Source organism: uncultured Algibacter sp., from assembly GCF_947487575.1.
Taxonomy (GTDB): domain Bacteria; phylum Bacteroidota; class Bacteroidia; order Flavobacteriales; family Flavobacteriaceae; genus Algibacter_B.
The window spans coordinates 52,880-77,859 of record NZ_CANKXG010000008.1 but is presented as its reverse complement, the minus strand read 5'-3'; the positions used below and the strand labels follow the sequence as shown (position 1 = coordinate 77,859).

The window sequence follows — 24,980 nt, the reverse complement described above, 5'->3', positions numbered from 1 at the left end:
CTTTGTTTCTGTTGAAATTACTTTCTGTTATGTAAGAATTTTATTTTAAGTGGATTACAAAATTAAAAATAGAATTAGTCATATATCTACAAATGGTTAAATAGGTTTATACCAAGATTAGAATAAATCTATATTTTAGAATAGATGTGATTTTTATTTTCTTATTATCGTTTTTTGTTACTTCAATTTAAGTGTGAAAGTCAAAAAGAAGTTTAGGTTTTATGTTATTTTAAATATATTTTTTTGCGATTAAATAAAATTCTATACTTGATTTAAAATTCTATCTTTGTAGCCTTAAAAATGAGTAAAATGAGTCTTCAAGAAACGTTATCGAATTACGTAAAACAAGCTGTAAAATCGGATTTTGGCATTACTTTAGAAACTGTTGAATTTCAAGCAACAAGAAAAGAATTTGCAGGAGATATTACTGTTGTTGTTTTCCCAATGTTACGTTTTGTGAAAGGAAATCCTGTGCAAATTGGAGAGACTATTGGTAATTATTTAGTGGAAAATGTTGCTCAGGTTAAGGCTTTCAATGTGGTGAAAGGCTTTTTGAATGTTGAAATAGCTGACAATTACTACATTAACCTTTTTAATGAAATAAAGGATGATGAAAAATACGGTTTTGTTTCGCCTAAGGCGGAAGGCAAAGCTGTAATGGTTGAGTATTCTTCACCAAACACAAACAAACCGTTGCACTTGGGGCATGTTAGAAACAATCTTTTAGGGTATAGTGTTGCTGAAATTTTAAAAGCCTCAGGAAAAAAGGTTTATAAGACTCAAATTATAAATGATAGAGGGATTCATATTTGTAAAAGTATGTTGGCTTGGGAGCGTTTTGGTAATGGTGAAACTCCAGCTTCAACTGGTTTAAAAGGTGATAAATTGGTTGGCAATTATTATGTAAAGTTTGACCAAGAATATAAAAAAGAGACTCAAAATTTAATTTCCAAAGGAAGTTCTGAAGAAGATGCAAAAAAGAATGCGCCTTTGTTAATCGAGGCTCAAAATATGCTTTTAAAATGGGAAGCTGGTGATGAAGAAACTGTTGCGCTTTGGGAAATGATGAATGGTTGGGTTTATGAAGGTTTTGCTGAATCCTATAAGAATTTAGGAGTAGACTTTGATACTTTATATTATGAAAGTAACACTTATTTATTAGGAAAGGAATTTGTTGCTGAAGGTTTAAAAACTGATGTTTTTATTGAAGAAAAAGATGGTTCCGTTTGGTGTGATTTAACCGAAGACGGATTAGATAAAAAAATAGTGCAACGTGCCGATGGAACTGCGGTTTACATGACCCAAGATATAGGTACTGCAATACAGCGTATTAAAGATTTTCCAGATGTTGGCGGTATGGTTTATACCGTTGGAAATGAACAAGATTACCATTTTCAAGTGTTGTTTTTAATCTTGAAGAAACTAGGGTTTGAATGGGCTAAAAACCTTTTTCATTTAAGTTACGGTATGGTAGATTTACCTAGCGGAAAAATGAAAAGTAGAGAAGGTACTGTAGTTGACGCTGATGATTTAATTGATGATATGGCATCTACAGCCGAAGAGATTTCAGAAGAACTTGGTAAACTTGATGGTTATTCAAAAGAAGAAAAAAAGGAACTCTATAAAACGATTGGCTTAGGAGCGTTAAAGTACTACATTTTAAAGGTTGATCCTAAAAAGCGTATTTTGTTTGATCCTAAAGAATCTATTGATTTTCAAGGAAATACAGGGCCGTTTATACAATATACTTACGCTAGAATACAATCTATTTTGCGTAAAGCTAATCTAAATGGAGTTGTCACTTTGAGCGCAATCAAAACGTCTTTACATCCAAAAGAAAAAGAACTTATCAAGCAAATACAGCTATTCCCAGAAGTGGTTCAAAATGCGGCGGATAACCATAGCCCTGCATTAATAGCTAATTACACTTATGAATTGGTGAAAGAATTTAACTCCTTTTATCAAAATGTATCTATTTTAGGGGCGGATAATGACTCTGAGAAAACATTTAGAGTTCAATTATCTTATTTGGTGGCAAATACTATTAAAAATAGTTTTGGGTTGTTAGGGATTCATGTTCCTGAGCGTATGTAGTATTTTAAATCTATTTATTTTTTTGTAACCACCTTTAAGTCGGCTTTGTTTTCATCTTCTCGTTTTTTGTCAATTTGCTCAATTTTAAATTTTGGTAAATTATCTTTTCTGTAAAATGTAATAGGTACGGGCAATACAGTTGCTAACCCTATAATAAATACTAAAGCTAAAAGTCTTAGTGTTTTTTTTATTGACTTCATAATAATGTAATAGGAGTAACATCAATTCAATTGATGTTAAAAAATTAAACATGTAGTGAGATTTGCTAATAGAAAGCAAACAAGAATTACAATTACTTTATGAAGTTATTTTTTGATATTTACTCATGTTAATTTGAGCAATAAGATTTTGCTCTAAAAACGGATATTCTAAACTTTGCAATGTAGTTTCTTTCTGAGATTTTAAGGTTATGGAAAAATCAAAAGAGTGGATTTTGAGTAAACACTTAAAATTGAAAACTATAAATGGGTTAAATATTAAAGTTTGATATGTTTTTGCAAAGGAATAGTATTTAACAAAAGATGTACTTTCTATAGGTGTATTTTTACTGACTAACTCAGTTTTAGGGCTTTCATAATTAGTTGAAGTACTAGTAAATCCAGAAGCTGATACTAATGACAGGAGAAGTAAAAAGCAAGAGGCTATATTCAATATTCTTTTGAATGAAAACATATAAATTTTAGTCTAAATTTTAATCACCTTATGAATTTCTTTTCTTCCACCAGCTACAATTTCAACAATATAAACACCACTGGTTAAGTATGTTAAGTTTAGGCTTAGTTTACCGTTAACAATGTCTCCTATGTTGTTAATCATTAAAGCACCAGAACTATTGTAAATTCTATAAGCAATTGTGCTTATATCATCAATTCCAGAAATATTTAAAGTATCTCTAAACGGATTTGGATATACTAACCAATTCTTAACATCTTCAGTAATATTATTATTTGATAGTGTACCTCCAAAACATTCACTATCAAGTTTAAATTCTGCCTTAAGTAAATCATCTAATTTAAGACTTGAAAAACTATCATTTAAAGTATGATTAAAAAAAGTAGCATCAATTATAGTGTTATTTGCTCCTAAAAAATTCTGAAGTAAAGTGGCAAAAGTTTGTCTGTAATCATGTTGTACGGTTTGTATTTGCCAATTATTACTGTCTGATGCTTCCGTTAAATCTGGGTTTGTACCAGAAACACCTCCAGCTACAGGTTTTCCAAAAACAAACATGGGTGCTATTTCTCCATGGTCTGTTCCAAAGTTTCCATTCTCTCGGGCTTTTCTACCAAATTCAGAAAAGGTTATACCAACAACATCATCCGCAATGTTTTGACTATCAATATCGGTCATAAATGCATCTAAAGCACCAGAAAGTTCAGTTAAGAGTTCGTGATGTCTTCCTAAAACATCACCAACACCTTGTACTTGCGCGTTATGGGTGTCGAAACCAGAAATACGAACCATATAAACTTTTGAGCCCAAGTCACCACTAATTAAACGTGCAACCGTTTTTAGCTGATCTGCCAAATCGGTATCAGGATAACTTACATCGTTTTGTCCATTATTAAAGGCATTGGAAATAGATTCTGCATAGGTGTTAGAAAGTGAATCTGTATTGTTAATGAATTCTAATTCTTTGCCGTAATCAGAATCTGGAATGTTAGTTGGAGGTGCACCACCTAGTCCATTCAAAATAGAATAAAAACCTGCAGGGTCTTGTCCTGTAATGTTTAAAGATAATCCATGAGCTTCTTGAGCATGGAAACCAAGTGACGTTTTATTTGAGCCAATTTCAACAGCTAAAGGATAAGTTTCAACTACCAAATCGGCATAATACAATTCCATAAAACGACCTATCCAACCTGTGTCTGAACCATTCAAAAGGCTATTTCCGTCGTTTCCGGTTAAATATAAATCGGTAGATTTAAAATGACTTTTATTTTGAGAAGGATACCCAACGGATTGCATAATGCGAAGCCAACCTTTATCATATAAGGATTTAAAACCAACAAGCGCAGGGTTTAAGCCTATTTGCTGATTGCTAGGAAGAGTACTATCTAGAGTTATATATTGATTAGCACCAGATTCTGGAACTTTTATAGTGGGTCTTAAATTACTATAAGTATCGTATTGATTTAAAGGGATAATGGTGTTTAAACCATCATTAGCTCCTGCTAAATTTATTAAGACTAATTTTCTGTTTGAAATATCAGGACACGCCACATAAGGCATAAAGGATTTTAAAGCCGCTTGCAATTCAATTGGTGTTAATCCAATTACTGAAGCAGATGCCGATAGTTTTATAAAATTTCTTCTTTTCATAACCTTACATTAATTGGAATTCAGCTGCATTTACCATAGCAGTTACAAGAGCATTTAATCTAACTCTAACAGAGGTGTCATCATTATCATTTATATATTGCGACCATAAACCTGTCCAGTAATAATCAGGAAAACCTTCATCAACTAAAAATGTTTTGAAATAATTAACCCTATCTGTGTCAATAGCTTCTGGATATAATAAATTTGAAACTTCTATTATTAAAAGCACTGGGTCTTGAGGGTTTTCTAGTTTGGTTTTTGCAAATAATACTGTGTCTAACTCTGCATATATTCTAGCATTAGGTGTTATTGTATTTCTGCCAATAATAAAGCTTTCTATAAGCTTATATCTACCAATTAGTGTATTGGATGAAAACCAAATCCTATCAAAACTAGGTTCTTGGTAGTAGGCTGGGTACCCAGCCACAGAATCTGGATTATAAAGTTCCATACCTGCAGCTTTAAAATAAGTGTTATGGACAAATCTGAGAAAGAAATTATTATAAAAGATTAAAGCATCTGTAGTTGGATTTGGATAAGATACGCTAAACATAGAACACACTTCTGAAAACTGTTGTAAAGGGCTTTTTATAATCGCCCCAATGGTGTTATCAGTAACATCACTATCATCGGCATCATAAAAATGCTCACTAGCGAGTAACGTGGTTACAGCTGGTAGAATTTCAAAATCATTATCAATTAAGATTTGAGATAATGGTGTTATAATATCTGTTTCAATAGTATCATCCCATTCACTTTTTACAAAATATCTATAGAGTTTTCTCGCATAAGCTTTTGCAGTTTCTTCTTGAGCAAATACCATATCTACAAAGTCGTGAAGTTCTCGAGTCATATCTGAGGCATCTGTAGCCGCAGTTATAATTTGATTACCAAAAGCAGAACTAAAAGTTTTGTCGGTTTTATCATGCCTGAAATAATTGTTATAACCAGAAGGAATGCCTGTATCTGGGTCAATATCGCTTCTATCTGCACGTTTCTTAAATCCAGAAAACACTTTAGCAGCTTGTTGAATATCGTACTCTGTATAATTGGTATAATTACCATCTCCAATTTGTTTGCCTTTTAAAATTGTAAAAAGCTCTAAATATTCTCTAGCATAATTTTCATTAGGATTAGTATTGTTATTTTGTGTATTATCTAAATAATCTAGCATACCATTATCTAGAGTTATTTTTTTAGCAAGTGTTTTTATATTTCCTAAGGCATAGTGATCTAAAAGTCTAATATGATCATAAAAATAGGTAGCTGAACCTACGCCAGAGTCTTTGCCAACAGTAAAACTTGTATGAAGAAAAAACGATAGTTTGTGTTTTAAACTCACCTGATTCATAGCATTATACCACCACCAAGCCGTTATCATAGCGCGTTTTCTAGTTTGCCCGTCAAAAGAATTTGGAAGTTCAGTTGAAGATGTCCAAAATCCATCAGGACTGGATGTTGGAAGCGGGTCATAAGGTTCTGATAATGCATTAGCTGAACCTGTTGTTAAGCTATTTATAGCATTTTCGGCAGACATGCCAACAAAAATTTCTAATTGTTCTTTTGAATAATTAAAAGTTGCTCGCCTCAATAAATGTTTAGCCTTTCTTAAATCTAAAGAAACGCTAAGGGGACTAAGTGATGCCATTAATTAATTTTTATGAAAAAGTAATTAAAATTTTGATTAGTTGTATGTGGTTCATGTGTTTATTCGTTGAAATACAGTTTGTTAATCCCGTATTTTTTTAAAAACGAACTCTTAAGCTTATATTTGGGGTGATTCCTAAAGATCTATTTTCAACAGATATTACCTCATTATTTTCATCTAATGAGTAGTAAGTATTGATGATGTTTTTTTTATTTAGAAGGTTCCAAATAGAAGCTCCAATAGTGGCTTTAGTTGAATCAGAAATATTAAAAGAATAAGTAGCAGAACAATCTACTCTTAAATAATCATCTAACCTACTACTATTTGGTGATGCATAAGTGATAACATCATCATCTGAATCATCATCAATAGAAGGCTTAGTATTAGGGATTCCAGAATGCCAATTTAATCCAGCAGCAAACTTAAAATTGTTATTTGTATAAGTTCCAGCAAAAGTTAAAGCATGAGTTACGTCTGCATTGTTAGGGAATTTTTTACCTTCATTTAAATCATCAAAAGTATAATTATTACTGCTGTATGAATATGAAATCCAACTACTAACAATGTCGCTAAATTGTTTATTTAAAAGTAAATCAACACCTTTAATTTCGTAACTGCCATTACTATTTGTAAACTGAAATTGGTTTTGAAACCCTTGGCTTCTAGTCGTAATACCGTCAACTTTTTTTATATAAGTTTCTGCACTAATTAGTAATTTATTTTTGTTGAAATGAATACCTGTTGAAAATTGCTTGCTTTTTGAAACGGGAATAGGGTATATAGTTTGATTATCATTTTTAATAATCTCTTTATTGTTGTTTGAAAGTACCCAACGGCGTTTTTCAATACCTAAAAAATCATTTTGTAAATCTATAACTTGCGTTGTAGTTTGACTTTTAAATTCTCCTAACACTTCAAACCTGAAGTTGTTTAAAAACCGTTGGGAAAAACTCAATCTAGGTTCTGCGAAAATTAAATCAAATTTTTCGATATAATTTAATCGACCACCTAAAGTTAATTTGGTTTTAGCATCATTAGATAGAAATCCTATTTCTACATATACAGCATGACTTCTTAAAACATTTCTAATGAAGCTTCTAAAAACCGGGTTGTTAACGTCTTCTAAATTGCTGATACCTACTTCTGAAAACTGATAACCACTATTAATTTTAAATAGGTTATTGAATTTGTAATTAAGATCTAGTTTAGCAGAGATATCATACACCTCATTTTTTTGGATTAAACGTTGGTTGTTAATCACATCAAAATTGGTGGCATCCAAATTATAATTAGAAATATAAGCTTGAGTTGTGGTTGAAAGTTTTCCAGTCCAATCTCTAGTGTATGTAACTCCAAAGGCTAAGTTTTCTTGCGATAATTTGCTGTTTAAAGCTTCATCTCTATCATTAATAGTGGACTGCTCATCATAATTTAAGTTGTTGTTCACATTTAAAAAATGAAATCTTACTTTGTTCTTTTTAGAAATATCATAAAGAAATTTGGCAGCGATATCATAAAAATGAAAAGATTCATTTTGCGATATAGAATTTCTGTTTTCCTTACCTTTTGAAAAATCTGAATCTTGAAAAATACGTTTAAAATATTGGTCGTAAGTTGAAGTATTTATCAAATCCGTTATAGAACGACGTGTTGATAACTGTAACTCTGTTTTTTGAGATAAAGGTAACTTGATGTAACCATCAGCATTAATTAAATTGAACCCTAAGCCAGCATCAAATTCGTTATCAATATTATCAGGTAAACGCATATCAATAACACTAGAAATTCCATCACCATATTTGGCACTAGAACCATTTTTGAATATATTAACGCGTTTTGTAGTATAAGGGTTAAATGCAGAAATTAATCCAAAAAAATGACCAGATTGATACATTTTTATCCCATCCCAAAGCAACAGGTTTTGGTCGTGCGTACCTCCACGAACGTTAATGTTTGATACTGTTTCGTCTGTGCTTTGAACACCAGGAATAGCTTGTAAGGTTTGTAAAACGTCTAGTTCAATTAACCCAGGTAGAATACCAAAGGTTTTAGGTTTTATGGTTAGAGAGCCGTCATTTAGTTTTGTAATACCTGTGGTTAAATAGTTGTTTACAACAACCTCTTTAAGGTTTTGAATTATAAAATCATTCCGTTTCTTTTTTATAGCTTTAATAACTATAAATCGACTATCTAATAATTCAAAATCTAATTGTGTTTCTAATCGAAGAAATTCTAATACTTCATCTAAAGTTGCCTGTTTTTCTGGCAGGAAAGCTTTCTTATCTTTTATAACATCATCAACATAAGAAAAGCTAACATCGTAAGTTTCAGAAAGTGCTTTTAAAACAACAATAAGGTGTTGCTTTTCTTTTTGAATGGTTTGTGCTTTTAAAGCCGCAACATTCAAAAAAAATACAGATAAAATAATAGAAAGAATAAAGCTTCTATTCACCTTTTAATGTAATCGTATTATTTGATTTGCTGTACGTTGCATGTAAAGGTAAGGTAATTGATTTTAAAGCCACTTCTATATTATCGTGGGCAAAGCTACCTGTGAATAATTGTTCAGAATCAATACCTAATAAAGTCACATCAACATGGTATTGTCTTTCAAATTCAGCAATAACGGTTTTGTAAGGTAAACTTTTAAACGTACTAGCGTTATTTAACCACGAAGGCATGGTGCGGTTTTCTTTTTCTTTAGCAATTACTTTCCCATCGATTATTAAAAAGCTGTTTCCAGGTTTTAATTTTGTTTCTTGAGCGTTGTAAGTTACCCCAACTAGTCCTTCGTAGCAAATAACCTCAAAATAATTGTCCCGTTGTTTTACATTAAATTGAGTACCATAAACCGTAACGGTTCCTGATGTTGTTTTTACCTTAAATGATGATCCTTTAGCAACTTTAAAAAAGGCTTCTCCATGAAGTTCTACTTCGCGTTCATGTTTCCAATCTTTTTTATTAAATGCTAAATGCGATTTTGCGTTGAGGGATACACGAGACGCATCTGGTAATTCTATAGTGGTTTTTTGTGCAAATTCAGTAGAAATGGTAGTATCCAGAGTAGTTGTGTAATAGTATAAGCTAAAACACACAGCAAGTATAGCTGCCACACGCATCAGTGGTTTTAACCAATGTGTTGGTGTTTGCTTTTTAGTTTTAATAACAGATAATACGTTTTCTAGTTCCTTAGACGTGTTGTATTCATCAGCTTTAAACCCTTGCAAGTTGGTATTTAACTTTACTAAATCATCATAATCTTCAAGCTTTTTAAAGGCTTCAAGTTCTTGATTATTTAGGTCGTTATCTAACCATTTCGATATGAGTTCTTCTCTGTTCATGATGTCTTATTCAATTATATAACAGTTAACTTTTATTTTTTCCTACCCTCGAACTAAAAAAAATAAAAAATAAATTCCAAATTCCAAAAAACTAGTTTTTAACAACTAACAACTAACAACTAACAACTAACAACTAACAACTATAACTCCTTAATATCCTTCCGCAACTTCGTTAAAGCACCATAAATACGTTTTTCAACCGCTTTAGTTGAAATTCCCAAAGTTTCAGCAATTTCCTTAAAACGTTTCCCTTCAACACGATTCATCATAAAAGCTTCACGCTGCGCATCCGTTAAATTAGAAAGTGCTTTTTGTAATTTATCGTTATACTCAGCTTCCTGCATTAAAAACTCAGGATTCTCGTTGGTAGAGGTTTTCGGTTTGGTTTGCTGATGCTTTAAAACTACTTTTTGGTGTGCCACTTCATTTAGCATTAAATTGTTGGCAGTAGTAAACACAAAACTCTTTGCTTTCTCTGGTGAAACTTTTGTGCAGTTCTGCCATAACTTAATAAAAGCTTCCTGTACTTTATCTTTTGGGTTCAGTAAATCTCCAAACTTATAGTATAAAAAGTTATGTAAATCTTTAGCGTGTTTATTAAAGATGGAAGAGAATAAGTGTTCTTCACAAATATTTTTATGTAGTTGTTTCTCCATTATAATTGGTAGTTGGTGGCACTAATGTAAGGTTTTTTGGAATTTAGAATTTTTATTTTTTGAATTTTTTTTAAAAGTAGGGTAGGGATTTTTAAAGTTATCCTGTTTTATAATAAAAGATAATAAAAATTTACAATGTTTAACCCAAAATCACATACTATGAAAACTAATATGAAAACATTATTACTAATTCCTTTTTTTGCCCTTTTATTGTTTTCTTCTTGTCAAGATGAAGTAACTGAAATTACTCAACCAGAAGAAAGTGAAGCCCTTACTGCCGAATCTGAGCTAACAAGCTTAATGTTCTCCGCATCTATCATGGACGGATCTGCTGATAATATTATCGATAATGCCAGCTGTACGTCTATAAAATTACCTGTTACTGTTGAGGTTAATGGACTTCAAATTATAATTGATTCAGAAGAAGATTTTAAAGTTATCGAAGCTATTTTTAATGAGTTTGAAGACGATGAAGATAGGCTTGATATTATATTTCCAATTACAATTATCTTGTCTGATCATGAAGAAATTGTAATTGAAAACCGTGATGCTTTAGAAGCGCTTATAAAAGATTGTAAAGGCGATAATGAAGAAGATGATGATATTGAATGTATCGATTTTCATTATCCTATTTCTTTTTCAGTATTCAATACAGATTTCCAAATTATTGATGTTATAACTATTGAGAATGACAGGCAGTTACACCGTTTCTTAAAACGTGTAAAGAAAGCAGAAGTTATTGCAAGCCTTAATTTTCCAATAACACTTGAGTATGCCGATGGTACTACTGTTGATGTAAATAACAATGAAGAATTAGCAAGAACTATAAAAGAAGCAAGAAATGCTTGTGATGAAGATGACGACAACGATTATGGTGATGACGATTTCACTAAAGAACGTTTAGACAAGTATTTAAAAAAATGCCCATGGGTAGTATATGAGTTTGAAAGAAACGCTAGTAACTTAACAGATAAGTATAAAGAATATGCTTTAAATTTTAAAGAAAATGATACCGTAGTAATGCGTGCAAGAGGTGGAGATGTATTAACAGGTACATGGAAAACACGAGTAACAGACAGAGGTGCACTTTTAAAATTAGAATTTGAAACCTTGGAAGATTTTACACTAGAATGGATTGTGTACGATATTGATGAAGGAAAAATCAAACTATACGAAAGAGATGGTAACAGAATCATCATGAAAAGAAACTGTGATGTAGTTATAAACATAATTACCAAAGAAAGAGTAAAAAATTATTTGAAAGAATGTTTATGGAGAGTAGATAGTTTAAGAATTAAAGGTCTAAGTAAAAGAAATGATTATATAGGAACACCTTTAAAATTCTATGATGATAATATAGTAAAACTTAGAGTTGATGGCGAGTTAGTTCAAGGTACTTATGATATAGGTTTAAGAGAAGATAAAATTACCTTAAAAATAGATTTAGATGGCAGACCAGATTTAAAACTAATATGGGTAATCAATTTCTTAGAGCCAGGGTTAATCAAGTTAACCAATACTGATAGCAAAATGGTTTTAAGAAGACATTGTCCAGACGAAGATATAAACTACATTAGCGATGTACTATCAAACGGCGAATGGGTAGTAGCTTCTTATGTAGATCAAGGTGAAAATGAAACCGAAAACTATAACAATTACGTTATTGGATTTAATGAAAACGGTAAATTATTTGCCGAAGGTGACGGAAATAACTACATAGGTTCATGGTTAGCATACAGACACGAGGGTCTATACTTAGGTTTAAATTTCAGAACTCTAAACGAACCATTTAGCGAGTTAAAGCACCGTTGGAAAATCAAAGACATCACACCAAATAGAATTGAGTTAAAAGACTATAATTCAAGCGGAGAAATAGAGCGTATCCTTGTGCTAGAAAAAAACTAAAAATATAAGTTTGGTTAAAAGAGAAACTATAATTTTCGGTTGGTTAGGTTAATTAACAAAGTTTCCTTTTCAAAGGCTGTCATTCCCCAAATGGCAGCCTTTTTTTATATTTGTTATTTGGGCGTTACCACAAAGGGTCGGGCTATATGTTACAATCTTTTTAAAAGCATCATAGCTAGGAACGAGCGAAGTGGCAACCTGTATAATGCAATCTCTCAACTTAATTCATAGTTCTTCAATTTTTAAAAAGGATTTTCACTACTATTCCCAACCCAGAAATGAGAGTATATTATGAAAGAAGAATATCTACAGGTAAAAGTAAAATGAGTACAATCAACATTATTAGAAATAAATTAATTGCGCGAATCTTTGCTGTTTTTAAAACACAAACACCATATGTTAACACTATGAAGTTTGCCACTTAAAAAAAATAAAATTTTATTTTTTTTAATCATAGAATACCCTGGCAAGTTTAATAGCTTAGTTTTTAATTGAGCGTGGTTTTGCTTTTGATGAGGTTCGTTTACCGTCCCGCGAATAAGATTTGTTTCAATGAATTTTATTCGTTGTTGGTGTGAGTGCCTTTTGGCAGTCGCTCCAAATCTTATTCGCGGGACGTTGGAGTGAATGACGCAGGAATTCACTCCAACGGTAAACGAAGATAGTCGAAATTTTTTACAAAGTCAAGCTGTGTTTTAGATTGTAATATTTAAAATCAATCCATTTATATAGCAAAATATGTTTTTAGTAAAACCCCAATTCAACCCCCTAAAAAACAAAATATTTAGTTATTTTTGCATCTTCAAAAGCAATCACAAACAGCAGTAAGCATTGCGGCAAACTGCTTTCAGAAAACATAAAAGGATGTTTAATAATTTAAGCGATAAACTAGATAAAGCACTCCACGTTCTTAAAGGGCACGGTAGCATAACAGAAGTAAACGTAGCCGAAACTCTAAAAGAAGTTAGGCGCGCATTACTAGATGCCGATGTTAACTTTAAAATAGCCAAAGAGTTTACCAATAGAGTTAAAGAAAAAGCGCTTGGTCAAAACGTATTAACTACGTTACAACCAGGGCAGTTAATGGTTAAAATCGTAAAAGACGAGTTAACTGAATTAATGGGTGGAGATGCTGAGGGTTTAAACCTATCAGGAACACCAACTATTATTTTAATGTCTGGTTTACAAGGTTCTGGTAAAACAACTTTTTCTGGTAAGCTAGCCAATTATTTAAAAAACAAAAAAACTAAAAAACCATTATTAGTAGCATGTGATGTTTATCGTCCTGCTGCAATAGATCAATTGCATGTAGTTGGCGAACAAATTGGTGTTGAGGTTTTTAGTGATAAAGGAAATAACGATCCAGTAGCTATTTCTCAAGCAGCATTAGCTCATGCAAAAGCAAACGGACATAATGTGGTGATTATAGATACCGCAGGGCGTTTAGCTGTTGATGAGGCGATGATGACCGAGATATCAAACATCCACAAAGCAATCCAACCACAAGAAACCTTGTTTGTTGTAGATTCTATGACGGGGCAAGATGCTGTAAATACAGCAAAGGCGTTTAACGATGTCTTGAATTTTGATGGTGTTATACTTACTAAATTAGATGGTGATACACGTGGTGGTGCAGCCATTTCAATTAAATCTGTAGTAAACAAACCAATCAAATTTATTGGTACAGGAGAAAAGATGGAAGCAATAGATGTCTTCTATCCATCACGTATGGCAGATCGTATCTTAGGGATGGGAGATGTTGTCTCTTTAGTTGAACGCGCACAAGAGCAGTTTGACGAAGAAGAAGCAAGAAAGCTTCAAAAGAAAATAGCCAAAAACCAATTTGGGTTTGACGATTTCTTAAAACAGATTCAGCAAATCAAGAAAATGGGTAACATGAAAGACCTTATGGGTATGATTCCTGGTGCTGGTAAAATGATGAAAGATGTTGATATTGACGATGATGCTTTTAAAGGTATCGAAGCCATTATTCATTCCATGACGCCCAAAGAAAGAACAAATCCATCAGTGCTTAATGCCAGTAGGAAAAAACGAGTTGCAAAGGGTTCTGGTACTTCGGTTCAAGAAGTTAATCAACTTTTAAAGCAATTTAACCAAATGAGTAAAATGATGAAGATGATGCAAGGTGGTGGCGGTAAAAAGATGATGCAAATGATGAAAAATATGAAGTGATTGTTAGTTAGTTAGTTAGTTAGTTAGTTAGTTAGTTAGTTAGTTAGTTAGAATGTCATGCTGAGCGCAGTCGAAGCATCTTTATAATTTCAAAAATATATAGATATGACCATATTGGATGGTAAAAAAGTAAGTAACGATATTAAAGAAGAAATTGCAGGCCATGTAAAGTCAATGATCTCTAAAGGAGAAAAAGTACCACATCTTGCAGCTATTTTAGTAGGTTCAGACGGAGCAAGTATGACGTATGTAAACGCTAAAGTAAAAGCTTGCGAGCGTATTGGTTTTAATTCAACACTTATTGAATTACCAGATTATACTTCAGAAGACGAGTTACTAGAAAAGATCTACGATTTAAATACCAATGACAATATTGATGGATTCATAGTACAGTTACCATTACCAGATCAAATCGATGAGCAAAAGGTACTAATGGCTATAGATCCAGACAAAGATGTAGATGGCTTTCATCCTGTAAATGTTGGAAGAATGGCTTTAGATTTACCAACATTTTTACCAGCAACACCTTATGGTATCATGGAGCTATTAGAACGGTATCAAATTGAAACTTCTGGTAAAAACGTGGTAGTTTTAGGAAGAAGTCACATTGTTGGTCGTCCTATGAGTATTCTTATGAGTCAAAAGCGTAAAGCTGGCGATGCTACAGTAACGGTTGTTCATAGTCGTTCAAAAAACTTAGAAGATATTACTAGAGAAGCAGATATTATTGTTGCTGCTATCGGGATTTCCGAATTCTTAACAGGAGATATGGTTAAGGAAGATGTTGTTATTATCGATGTTGGAATTACACGTGTTCCAGATGCAACAAAAAAGAATGGCTACAGATTAGCTGGAGATGTTCATTTTGAAAGTGTGAGTCAAAAAGCAAGTTACATAACCCCAGTTCCTGGAGGTGTTGGGCCAATGACTATTGCTATGCTACTTAAAAACACCTTGCTTGCTAGAGAAAGACACAATAAATAGAATTTATTATAATTAATTGAAAAAGAACTCTTTGGGACTATTAGTCCCAAAGTTTCATTTGAATTGTCATTCCCGCTAAGGCGGGAATCTAAATAAAGAATCTTCATCATAGTTTAAATTAGTAAAATTCTTTATTTAAATTGCATCATGAGTTTTTTAATTTGTGATGCATTTTTTTTATTTAGTAGAGTTACTATTGGTAGCCTACAACATATCTTTCCAATTGTATTTGCAATATTATTTAGCGTTATTTTTATAAACTTTACAAAACGAAAGTTAAGTACAATACAACAAAAAAATGCGCTACATGTTTTTGCATGCTTTGTTAGCTTAATAGTTATTGTATTTCACGCTCATAAAATGAGCTTAGGTAATTATAATCTATCAACAGATTTGCCTTTGTATCTCTGTAGTCTATTAGGTTTAGTAATACCAATTTTCACGTATTACAGAAAGTTTTGGATGTATGAAATTTTGGTTTTTTGTATTATTGGCGGAACGCTACAAGCCGTAATAACTCCAGATATAGAGTTAGGTTTTCCAAGTTTTGATTATTTTAGATATTGGGTGGTGCATTTAGGGCTTTTAATAATCATTTTTTACGCCACTTTTGTGTTTAATATGAGACCAAAATTGAAGAGTGTATTTAAGTCTTTTTTAGCACTTCAAGTTTATATTATTTTGATGGTGATTATAAATATGATGCTGAAAGCAAATTATTTTTATATAAATGAAAAACCTCAGTCCGCTTCAATATTAGATTATTTTGGAGAATGGCCTTGGTATATTATTGTAGTTCAAATAATAGTTATTCCGTTGTTTTTACTGATTTATTTGCCTTTCTATTTAGCTGAAAATAAAAATTGATATCATTTAGCAAAAAGCTGAGTCATGTCTCTAAACGCTTTAAATTCTAAAGCATTTCCCGAAGGGTCATAAAAAAACATAGTAGCTTGTTCTCCAACTAAACCCTCAAATCTTATATAAGGTTCAATTATAAATTCAATCTGTTTGTGTTTTAAATCTTCCGCGAAAGCGTGAAAAACGGCCCAAGATAAAACAACGCCAAAATGAGGAACTGGAACAGATTTTCCATCAACAGGATTCGTTTGTAAATCTGTTGACTTTTCTTTTGGTTTATAGTGAATAACCAGTTGATGTCCGAAGAAATTAAAATCTACCCAATGGTCACTACTTCTTCCTTCTTCACAACCTAAAGTGTCTCTGTAAAATGTTCGGCAAGCTTCTAGGTTATGAACAGGAATAGCTAAATGAAAAGGTAATACAGTTTGCATAATTAGTTAAGCAGATTTGCTCTTACCATATTTTAGCATAGAAACACCTGCTATAAAGAAAATAATACCTAAAATAGCTAATGCCCATGGGCTTAATGTGGCAATAATTGGTGTTCCAAAAATTCCTAAAACTCCCATGATTAATCCAGCCATACCAACTAGTGTTAAAATTAGCGCTAATGTTCTTATCATAATAAAATTGATTTTTTCAAAAATAAGAATATTTTACAAACTCAAAACTATTTAAAATTTTGAATTTATCTTATTTTGTTATTGTTTTTTTGATATGTTTTAGTGCTTTCTTCTAAAAGTTTATTCAGTTCTGAAAATTCTTCTTTAGTCAATTCGCGATATTCACCAATAGGTGTGTCTAGCTTTATATTCATAATTCTAACACGTTTTAAGGTTTGTACTTCATAATTTAAATAATCACACATACGACGAATTTGTCTATTCAACCCTTGGGTTAAAATAATTTTGAATTTATAAGTTCCCAGTTTTTCTACTTTACATTTTTTGGTAGTCTTTTTTAATTCCTCAAGCGGAATTCCACTAGACATGCGCTCAATAAAAGTTTGTGAAATGGGTTTGTCAACCGTTACTATATACTCTTTTTCATGATTATTACTGGCTCGAAGAATTTTGTTAACGATATCGCCATCATTAGTTAAAAGAATTAAGCCTTCACTAGGTTTGTCTAACCTTCCAATGGGAAAAATACGCTTAGGGTATTTTAAAAAATCAATAATATTATTTTTTTCAACTGAAGTGTCGGTTGTACAAACTATGCCAACAGGTTTATTAAAAGCCAAATAAACAAAAGATGTTTTGGTATTTTTTATTACTACTCCATCAACTGCAACAACATCATCAAACGCAATTTTAGTTCCCATTTCTGGTACAATTCCATTTATAGTAACACGACCAGTTTCTATAAGTTTATCTGCTTCTCTTCTGGAACAATAACCTACTTCACTTAAAAATTTATTAATTCGTTTTAATGTAACTTCTGCCATGGTTCAAAAGTACAATAAACTTAGGCGTTTAAAAAGTCTAAAATATGTTGGTATATTGGCTCTGATTTTAAACTATGACCAAAGCCTTTTGTAGCAATAAAGCTGGCGTTTTCATAATTCATTTTAAATTTTAAACCATCCTTATAAGGAATGATTCTGTCTTTTTTATCATGAATAATAAGTCCTTTGGCTGTTATTTCTTTAGAAAAAACGGATGGAGAAAAATATTCAGGTAGGTGGTTATAATTTTTTAACACATATTCTTTAAGCGCTTTAGAAACTCTTTCGTTATAACCCATAATATTTTCATAACGATTAAAAATGCCAATAAAGTCTGCTGGAGCGCCCAATAAAACTAATCGTTTGATAGATTTTACCTGATATTTATGTTGGAAAAATACTGATGCCATTCCCCCAACAGAGTGCCCAATAATAGTATGAACATTGAATTTCTTAACAACTAAATTAATACATTCAGAGTAGAGTAGGGCGTTGAAATACTTACTGCCAGAAGCCCCATGTGCTGGAGCATCTAATGCAACAATGTTGTAGCTTTCTTTTTGAAGCAAAGCGATTAAATTTTTCCATCTAAACGAATTGCTTTCCCAACCATGAGCCAACAAGATGGTTTCTTTTTTACCTTTCCAATGGTAGGTTTTGATAAGTGTATCCTCATAAGAGACTTCATCTTGAATCGCTGAATTTAAATATTCTGATTCCTCAGGAGTTATTTTACCTTTTCGGGGAGTTGAAAATAAATCTATGGCTAATTTAGCAGCAAGTTTAGGAGAAAAGTAAACACTAAAATTTATTATGCTACCTAAAATTTTAGGAAGATATTTATTCATTTACTTATCTTCTCTATTTACTGAATCCATAGAAAATGCCGGTGTACAAATAGCAATGTACTCACAAACTTCAGTAAAGGGGTTAGAGTACTGAACTCTGGTGTTTCTTTCAATTTTTATAGATTGTCCCGCTTCTAAAACAATAATTTCGGCTTCTATGATAAACTGTTTTTTACCGCGTATTATAAAAGTAAACTCATCAAATTCTGGGGTTTGAAAAGGTTCGCTCCACCCAGCAGGTGCTTTCATGTGAGCAATACTTATTTCAGAATTTCCGTCTGTAGTATTTCCAAAATGCTCTTTGATGATTTTTCCATCTGTAGTTGGAACAATAAACGGATTTTTTTGAATGATATACTTTTTTTCTGTCATGATTTTACTAACCTTTAAACTCTATTTCATGGGTTTTTTCTTAATCATACCGCCTTTTAAATCTTTTACAACACCCATAATTATAAAAGCATCCTTGTCTATTTTATCAATTTCTGTTTGAAATTTGGCAAGTTCCAAACGGGTTATTATAGTATAAATAATGTCTTTGTCATAACTATCACCGCTTTTGCCATACCCGCCTTTTCCTGCGTATATAGTACAAGCTCTTCTTAGTTTTTGTGTTATCATTAATTTTAATTCTTTATGCTTATTTGAAATAATTGTAACCCCTACATATTCCTCAACCCCATCAACAATAAAGTCAACTGTTTTGGCTGCTGATAAATATGTTAAAATAGCATAAAGAGCCGTTTCAATAGAAAGTAAATAAGCACCAACAGAAAATATTAGAATGTTTATTAATAATAAAACATCACCTATAGTAAGTGATAATTTCCTGCTTAAATAAATGGCTAAAACCTCAGTGCCATCTATAACACTTCCGCCTCTCATAGACATACCTATACCTAAACCTAAAAAGAAGCCTCCAAAAACAGCAATTAGTAATTTGTCTTCAGTAATTGTTGGATAGTTTACAAAATGTACAACTAGAGCTAAAAATGTAATAGCTATAATACTTTTTATAGCAAATTTATTACCAATAGTTTTCGAAGCCAAATAGATAAATGGTAGGTTGACTATTACTAACAATACGCCAAGTTTTAGCGAGGTTACATTTTCAAGAAGTAATGAAATACCTGTGGCACCCCCATCAATAAAACTGTTAGGCAGTAAAAAACCTTTTAAACCAAAGCCAGCTGAAAAAACACCAATAACAATAAAAATGTATTCCTTAATAGCGTGAGATAACTCTACTTGAAATTTTCTTACTAAAGGAACAATTTCCTTTTTGCTTACAGGTTTGTCTACATGGTTTTTTTCAAGCTTTTTACGAGCAATGTCAACTAAAAGTTTTGATAAGAAAGGATTCATTTGGTTTTTAGTTATTCCAGCTTATAAAAAAGTATTTTACTTTGGCGTTATCTGGAATGTGAGTTGGTTCAATTTTTAAATCCATATCAAACCTTAGATTAGCAGGAAGTTCTTTTTTATCTATAGTGAAATTGGCATTAATATCATCAACTGCAATAACAATAGAGTTGATTAAGTTACTAATTCTAGAAATTTTATATTGATTTTGGATGTCTTTAAATGAACTTACTACAGAAATTTTTTTATTAGTTTTAAAGCGTTCATCAAATAGGCGTATACTGCCAATTGTAGATGTAGAGTCTAAAGCCTGTTTTGGTGTTAGTGTTAAAAGTTTTAGTCCTCCTTTTTCAAAAATTTCAATATTGTTTATATTTCCTGTAAATTCATCTCCGCTAATAAATTTAACAATAGAATCGTTTGCATAAATTTTTTCGAGGTCTTTAACTTGTGTTGAGTCGGTTAATAAACCAATATGTTGTTTACTAATCTCGAAGGGGTTTTGCTCCTTTTTACAGCTTGAAAAAAGGATAGTTATTACTATGACGCTGAAAATTGAATTACGCATTAATTGAGGCTTTTGTTTAGTTAATTTAAGGTCGGTTTATCGACTTATTTTTTCATCACTTTAGTTAAAATACCAAATACGCTTCTTATAAAAGTGGCACTGGTTAATACTTTAACAATAGGATTCATTCGTGTACTTTTTCGGCGTGTACTTGTTGTTCTTTTTTTAGATTCGGCTTTTTTAAGCGCTTCTTTTTCTTTTCTAGCTTTCTCATTAGCTTCTTCGGCTTCTGCTAGTTTTATTTTTTTGTTAAGCATTTCATATGCACTTTCCCTATCAATGGTTTCATTGTATTTTTTAACCATTTTAGATTTTGAAAGTAGGGTGCTCAATTCAATTTCAGTTAAAACATCCATTCTACTCATTGGTGCACGCATCATAGTTGCGGCAAGTGGAGTAGGGCGCCCTTTTTCGTCTAAAGCAGATACTAAAGCTTCTCCAATTCCTAATGAAGTTAAGATTTCAGTAGTATCATAGTACTCAGAATCTGGATAGTTTTGAGCTGTTAATTTAATCGCTTTTCTATCTTTTGCAGTAAACGCTCTTAATGCATGTTGAACTTTTAAACCGAGTTGTCCTAAAACAGCCTCAGGTACATCGGTTGGATTTTGGGTAACAAAATATAAACCAACCCCTTTACTACGTATCAATTTTACAATACTTTCAATTTGATTTAAAAGTGCTTTTGAAGCTTCATTGAAAATTAAATGTGCTTCGTCAATAAACATGATAAGCTCTGGTCTATCACTATCGCCTTGTTCTGGGAATGTAGAATAAATTTCAGCTAATAAACTTAGCATAAATGTTGAAAACAGCTTTGGTCTATCTTGAATATCGGTTAATCTAAGAATGTTTATATAGCCACGCCCATCATTATTAACACGTAATAAATCATCAACATCAAAAGACGTTTCTCCAAAAAATAATTCAGCTCCTTGCTGCTCTAGTTCAATAACTTTACGTAAAATAGCTCCGGTTGAGGCTGTTGAAATCCTTCCGTAAGCCTCGGTGAATTCTGCCTTCCCTTCTTGAGTGGCATATTGTAATATTTTTTTAAAATCTTTTAAATCTAGAACGGGCATTTTATTGTCATCGCAATACTGAAATATGACTGCAACAACTCCCGATTGCGTTTCAGATAAATCTAAAATTCTTGATAATAATACTGGGCCAAATTCACTAACTGTTGCTCGTAACCTTACACCATCTTGCTCAGAAAGTGTTAGAATTTCAACAGGAAAAGGTTTTGCTTCAAACGGGATACCAATTTTTTCATGACGTTCATCAATTTTAGGATGTCCAGGACTTGGTTGTGCTAAACCACTTAAATCACCTTTAATATCCATTAACAAAACTGGAATACCCTTGTCACTTAAATTTTCTGCTAAAACCTGTAAAGATTTTGTTTTTCCCGTACCTGTTGCTCCAGCAATTAAACCATGGCGATTCATTGTCTTAAGCGGAATTTTTACGTGTGCACCAGTTATGGTTTCTCCATCTAACATGGCTGCACCAATGGGAATAAAATCTCCTTTTGTTTTATTGCCTTCAGTAATATATTTAAAAAAAGTCTCCTTATTGCTCATGCATAATAATTTTGCATAAAAATACAGGAAATATGAAGAAGAAAAAAATGCGGTTTAGTTGAAAAAAATCATTTGATTCTTTCAATATATATATTAGAAGTACCAGAACTTCTAAAATTTGCAGGAGCAGAATTACCTCCTCTTCTGGTTTGTACACTAATGGTTTGTCCTGCTGTAATATTAAAAACTTCAGTAATATGAAGTGAGGCCTCATTATGTCCATTGGCTAGTCTTACATAGCCTGTATTGCCAATTGCTCCTGTTGGAGTTCCATTAATTGCAATTTGAGCTTCAACTGATACACGTTGATCTGAAGAGCCACTAATTGATGGAACTCTATAAGCAATATTTACTGCAATTTTGTAGCGTCCAGTTGTGTTAATGGTTAATGTATTTCCAGATTGATTGTACATGGTTGTATCGTCATTCCATCCTAAGTTGCCAAATATTGGAATATTAGTGTAAGCTGCTGAGTTAATGTTGGTAGTGGTATTTGAATTGCTGTATTTTACAGAAATGGGGTGCGAAATTTTACTCCAGTCTGGGGTAGCTGTAGTTCCACAATTAAATTGAAACTCCTTGATGTCACTATTATAAACTGTTAGCCCATTTGCAGGGTTTGTTATGGCGTTGATTTCAGCGGTAGTTAGTCTAGGTAAAAGAATGCCTTTGTCGGTAGATTCTACATCAAGTATAGATGATGCATCAGGAGTTGTTGTGCCAATACCAACTTGAGCGGCACTATAATAATAGCTGCAACAAAGCAGTATTATTAAATACGCAGTTTTTTTCATTTAGAGAGTGCTTGAGAGCAATTTACATTGGATTAATCCAATACAAACTTATGAAAATTGAATTGGATATCAAAACATACAGAATTATAAGTGGAATATGTATCTTTGCAAACTATGAAAACGGAGATACAATCGAAGGTTAATAAAGGCGAAATGCTACCCTTAATGGAGGAATTTTACACCATTCAAGGCGAGGGCTATCATAAAGGGACAGCAGCATATTTTGTGCGTATTGGTGGTTGCGATGTGGGATGCCATTGGTGTGATGTAAAAGAAAGTTGGAATGCCAATTTACATCCACCTACCGAAACCTCAAAAATTGTTTCAAATGCTAAAAAATATAGCGATACCATTGTAGTAACTGGAGGCGAACCACTAACTTGGGATATGACGGCTTTAACAAATCAACTAAAATCTGAAGGCATGCAAGTGCATATTGAAACTTCAGGAGCTTATAAACTAACAGGCGTTTGGGATTGGATTTGTTTATCACCTAAAAAAATAAAACTACCAACAAACGAAGTTTATGAAAAGGCAGATGAACTTAAAATGATAATTTACAATAAAGATGATTTTCGTTTTGCTGAAGAGCAAGCTACCAAGGTTAATAAAGACTGTATTTTATATTTACAACCCGAATGGAGTAAACGTGATAAAGTTGTTCCTGAAATTGTAGAATATGTTATGGCCAACCCAAAGTGGAAAGTGTCATTACAAACACATAAGTATTTAAATATTCCTTGATTATTTATTAAAAAAAAGTTCCGATAGCTTATAAGTTATCGGAACTTTTTTATTTCATTTAAATATTTAGTTTGTGAATGGTACAGCTAATCTCATAGTTCCCCATGCTAAGTGCATATTTGCTCCAGATTCTGTTTTTTCAAAAGCAATAGAGAAGTTTTCTATAGATGTGCTACCAGTAGAAACGGGTACTTTTACTCTAACAACATCTTTTGATTCGTTATACGAATAAGCTCCCCAAACATTTATGTCGGAGTTTAATATAATAGTCCACTCTTTTTCCCCTGGAATAGTAAAAAGCGAATAAGTTCCTGCTTCTATAGTGTCTTCTCCAATTTTCATGTTATTGTAAAAGGTGATATCAGCGGCTTCATTTGCGCCTGTTCTCCATACTTTTCCATTAGGAGCTAGTTTGCTTAAATCTCGCCCTTTTAAATAAGGTCTGCTGTATACAACTTTTATAATGGCTGGACTTTTCCGGTCATTTTTATAAAAAGATGCGTCTAATGGACTTTTATCTACATCAGCAAATTTTTGAGCGCTAACATTTGTGGTTAATAACAAGATAAAAGCAAAAGCGATAGTAGATAACAAAGTTGTTTTTTTCATGATGAATTTTTTAAAGGTTTTAGAATGGGTTAAAATTAAACTAAAAAGGTCTTAATTTTTTTATAAAAGTTGTTCGCAGATGTTAAAGTTTACAACTTACTTATATTATTTTTTAATCTCGTGATAAAATGAAATACATATTGCTTTTAAAAATGTATTTTTATATTGATTTAAAATTGAATACTATGAAGCTATTAAAATTTGGACGTGATTTTAAACCTGATGAAAAAGTGATTTTAAGAGATTATTTAGCCATCGAGCGTACAAGATTAGCAAACGAGCGTACTTTATTATCTTATATCAGGTCGTCGTTATATTTGCTTATTGGAAGCATTGCTTTTTATCAACTTAAAGAATTTCCAAATTTTAAATATTTAACATTTGTGTCCTTAACCTTTAGCGCAATCTTTTTTGTAATTGGCGTATTCCGATTTAGGTTACTTAAAAAAAGTTTGAAACGTCTGTATTATATGTCTGAAACGGCCGAAGTAGAATAACTCAGGTTAATAAAGTTTAAATTCCCGATTTATTAAATCTGTTATTTGGGCGTTACCCAAAGGGTCGGGCTTTATTCGTTGATTTCAATTTTAAAATAAAGAACTCATAAATATAAATATTTCACTACTCGCTTCCTCCTTCGTCGGCGAGCTCAAACATGCCGTTCAATCCCTAACGCAAGCTAGTTTACTGTTTGTAATCTATTATTTTCACTACTATTCAACTAGTAATATCGTTCAAATTTCTGCCAAGTTCCACCTACGTATTTTCGTTCAGCGAAATGACCTGGAGGTAAATCAAACAGCTCATTCACTGTTTTGTCCCATTGAGTTACTTGTTCCATACTGGCTGAAGTAAAACTCCATTTGTCATGAGTTTTTTTGTCACAATAAAACTCCCAAATATTTTTCAATTTGTTGTTACATACCTTAAGGATTTGTCGCTCTTTTGATTGAACGCAAGAACAAACTAAGCATTTTGCACTTTTAGGTTCATTGAATTTATAGTCCATATGATT

At 32.1% G+C, this 24,980-nt stretch carries 24 protein-coding genes; 7 read left to right on the top strand and 17 right to left on the bottom strand.

Translation table 11 applies throughout. The features are described from left to right. Positions 1 to 309 precede the first annotated feature (309 nt). Positions 310 to 2,094, top strand: coding sequence for an arginine--tRNA ligase (gene argS / locus Q0870_RS10305; protein ID WP_298555351.1), 1,785 nt, complete (start codon positions 310 to 312; stop codon positions 2,092 to 2,094). A gap of 14 nt (positions 2,095 to 2,108) precedes the next feature. Here argS and Q0870_RS10300 read toward each other — a convergent pair whose 3' ends face one another. The 7 genes from Q0870_RS10300 to Q0870_RS10270 form a co-directional block, all read right to left on the bottom strand. Continuing rightward, positions 2,109 to 2,294: a hypothetical protein gene (locus Q0870_RS10300; RefSeq protein ID WP_298555349.1), complete on the bottom strand. Its 186-nt coding sequence runs from the start codon at positions 2,292 to 2,294 to the stop codon at positions 2,109 to 2,111. 97 nt (positions 2,295 to 2,391) lie between these two features. Next, on the bottom strand, positions 2,392 to 2,766 hold the full coding sequence (locus Q0870_RS10295; RefSeq protein WP_298555347.1) for a hypothetical protein: 375 nt from the start codon (positions 2,764 to 2,766) through the stop codon (positions 2,392 to 2,394). A gap of 12 nt (positions 2,767 to 2,778) precedes the next feature. Continuing rightward, entirely contained in the window at positions 2,779 to 4,416 is a 1,638-nt protein-coding gene (locus tag Q0870_RS10290; RefSeq protein WP_298555344.1) for a DUF1501 domain-containing protein, read from the bottom strand. A 4-nt stretch (positions 4,417 to 4,420) separates the two neighbouring features. Next, positions 4,421 to 6,064 (bottom strand): DUF1800 family protein, encoded by a 1,644-nt coding sequence (locus tag Q0870_RS10285; RefSeq protein WP_298555342.1) that lies wholly within the window; start codon positions 6,062 to 6,064, stop codon positions 4,421 to 4,423. Positions 6,065 to 6,161: 97 nt separating this feature from the next. Continuing rightward, a complete protein-coding gene (locus Q0870_RS10280) occupies positions 6,162 to 8,516 on the bottom strand; it encodes a TonB-dependent receptor (RefSeq protein WP_298555340.1) in 2,355 nt (784 codons plus the stop codon). After that, positions 8,509 to 9,405: a FecR family protein gene (locus tag Q0870_RS10275; protein ID WP_298555338.1), complete on the bottom strand. Its 897-nt coding sequence runs from the start codon at positions 9,403 to 9,405 to the stop codon at positions 8,509 to 8,511. The genes Q0870_RS10280 and Q0870_RS10275 overlap by 8 nt, the downstream gene beginning before the upstream one ends. A gap of 140 nt (positions 9,406 to 9,545) precedes the next feature. Further along, a complete protein-coding gene (locus Q0870_RS10270; RefSeq protein ID WP_298555335.1) occupies positions 9,546 to 10,061 on the bottom strand; it encodes a sigma-70 family RNA polymerase sigma factor in 516 nt (171 codons plus the stop codon). Positions 10,062 to 10,220: 159 nt separating this feature from the next. Between Q0870_RS10270 and Q0870_RS10265 the strand changes: the two genes are divergently transcribed. The 4 genes from Q0870_RS10265 (at position 10,221) to Q0870_RS10250 (ending at position 16,010) form a co-directional block, all read left to right on the top strand. Beyond that, positions 10,221 to 11,966, top strand: coding sequence for a hypothetical protein (locus tag Q0870_RS10265; RefSeq protein ID WP_298555334.1), 1,746 nt, complete (start codon positions 10,221 to 10,223; stop codon positions 11,964 to 11,966). An 864-nt stretch (positions 11,967 to 12,830) separates the two neighbouring features. Further along, a complete protein-coding gene (gene ffh / locus Q0870_RS10260; protein ID WP_298555333.1) occupies positions 12,831 to 14,159 on the top strand; it encodes a signal recognition particle protein in 1,329 nt (442 codons plus the stop codon). 105 nt (positions 14,160 to 14,264) lie between these two features. Next, complete coding sequence (folD, locus tag Q0870_RS10255; protein ID WP_298555331.1) at positions 14,265 to 15,143, top strand: bifunctional methylenetetrahydrofolate dehydrogenase/methenyltetrahydrofolate cyclohydrolase FolD; 879 nt, start codon at positions 14,265 to 14,267, stop codon at positions 15,141 to 15,143. Between the two features lie 147 nt (positions 15,144 to 15,290). Then, the gene (locus tag Q0870_RS10250; protein WP_298555330.1) at positions 15,291 to 16,010 is read left to right on the top strand and encodes a TIGR02206 family membrane protein; all 720 of its coding nucleotides are present in this window, start codon (positions 15,291 to 15,293) and stop codon (positions 16,008 to 16,010) included. A gap of 2 nt (positions 16,011 to 16,012) precedes the next feature. On the opposite strand, the gene Q0870_RS10245 is transcribed toward Q0870_RS10250, so the two are convergent. From Q0870_RS10245 to Q0870_RS10205, 9 genes are all read right to left on the bottom strand, one after another. Next, positions 16,013 to 16,438: a VOC family protein gene (locus Q0870_RS10245; protein WP_298555329.1), complete on the bottom strand. Its 426-nt coding sequence runs from the start codon at positions 16,436 to 16,438 to the stop codon at positions 16,013 to 16,015. A gap of 6 nt (positions 16,439 to 16,444) precedes the next feature. Continuing rightward, on the bottom strand, positions 16,445 to 16,630 hold the full coding sequence (locus Q0870_RS10240; protein ID WP_298555328.1) for a hypothetical protein: 186 nt from the start codon (positions 16,628 to 16,630) through the stop codon (positions 16,445 to 16,447). Between the two features lie 65 nt (positions 16,631 to 16,695). Further along, positions 16,696 to 17,454 (bottom strand): 23S rRNA pseudouridine(2604) synthase RluF, encoded by a 759-nt coding sequence (gene rluF, locus Q0870_RS10235; protein ID WP_298555326.1) that lies wholly within the window; start codon positions 17,452 to 17,454, stop codon positions 16,696 to 16,698. A gap of 20 nt (positions 17,455 to 17,474) precedes the next feature. After that, a complete protein-coding gene (locus tag Q0870_RS10230) occupies positions 17,475 to 18,302 on the bottom strand; it encodes an alpha/beta hydrolase (RefSeq protein ID WP_298555324.1) in 828 nt (275 codons plus the stop codon). Further along, positions 18,303 to 18,674, bottom strand: a complete 372-nt coding sequence (locus Q0870_RS10225; protein ID WP_298555322.1) for a cupin domain-containing protein — start codon at positions 18,672 to 18,674, stop codon at positions 18,303 to 18,305. It abuts the gene before it with no gap. Positions 18,675 to 18,695: 21 nt separating this feature from the next. Beyond that, complete coding sequence (locus tag Q0870_RS10220; protein ID WP_298555320.1) at positions 18,696 to 19,667, bottom strand: YitT family protein; 972 nt, start codon at positions 19,665 to 19,667, stop codon at positions 18,696 to 18,698. Positions 19,668 to 19,674: 7 nt separating this feature from the next. Beyond that, positions 19,675 to 20,232: a hypothetical protein gene (locus tag Q0870_RS10215; protein WP_298555318.1), complete on the bottom strand. Its 558-nt coding sequence runs from the start codon at positions 20,230 to 20,232 to the stop codon at positions 19,675 to 19,677. Positions 20,233 to 20,276: 44 nt separating this feature from the next. Further along, a complete protein-coding gene (locus tag Q0870_RS10210) occupies positions 20,277 to 21,818 on the bottom strand; it encodes a helicase HerA-like domain-containing protein (protein WP_298555316.1) in 1,542 nt (513 codons plus the stop codon). Positions 21,819 to 21,886: 68 nt separating this feature from the next. Continuing rightward, positions 21,887 to 22,612 carry a hypothetical protein gene (locus Q0870_RS10205; protein ID WP_298555314.1) on the bottom strand — a complete coding sequence of 242 codons (726 nt, stop codon included), beginning with the start codon at positions 22,610 to 22,612 and terminating at the stop codon, positions 21,887 to 21,889. 114 nt (positions 22,613 to 22,726) lie between these two features. Between Q0870_RS10205 and Q0870_RS10200 the strand changes: the two genes are divergently transcribed. After that, the gene (locus Q0870_RS10200) at positions 22,727 to 23,356 is read left to right on the top strand and encodes a 7-carboxy-7-deazaguanine synthase QueE (RefSeq protein WP_298555312.1); all 630 of its coding nucleotides are present in this window, start codon (positions 22,727 to 22,729) and stop codon (positions 23,354 to 23,356) included. A 66-nt stretch (positions 23,357 to 23,422) separates the two neighbouring features. Here the strand turns inward: Q0870_RS10200 and Q0870_RS10195 are convergent, their stop codons facing one another. Then, on the bottom strand, positions 23,423 to 23,965 hold the full coding sequence (locus tag Q0870_RS10195) for a DUF2911 domain-containing protein (RefSeq protein WP_298555310.1): 543 nt from the start codon (positions 23,963 to 23,965) through the stop codon (positions 23,423 to 23,425). Between the two features lie 185 nt (positions 23,966 to 24,150). On the opposite strand from Q0870_RS10195, the gene Q0870_RS10190 reads away from it, so the two are divergent. Next, the gene (locus tag Q0870_RS10190; RefSeq protein WP_298555309.1) at positions 24,151 to 24,462 is read left to right on the top strand and encodes a DUF202 domain-containing protein; all 312 of its coding nucleotides are present in this window, start codon (positions 24,151 to 24,153) and stop codon (positions 24,460 to 24,462) included. The last annotated feature ends 518 nt before the right edge of the window (positions 24,463 to 24,980 follow it).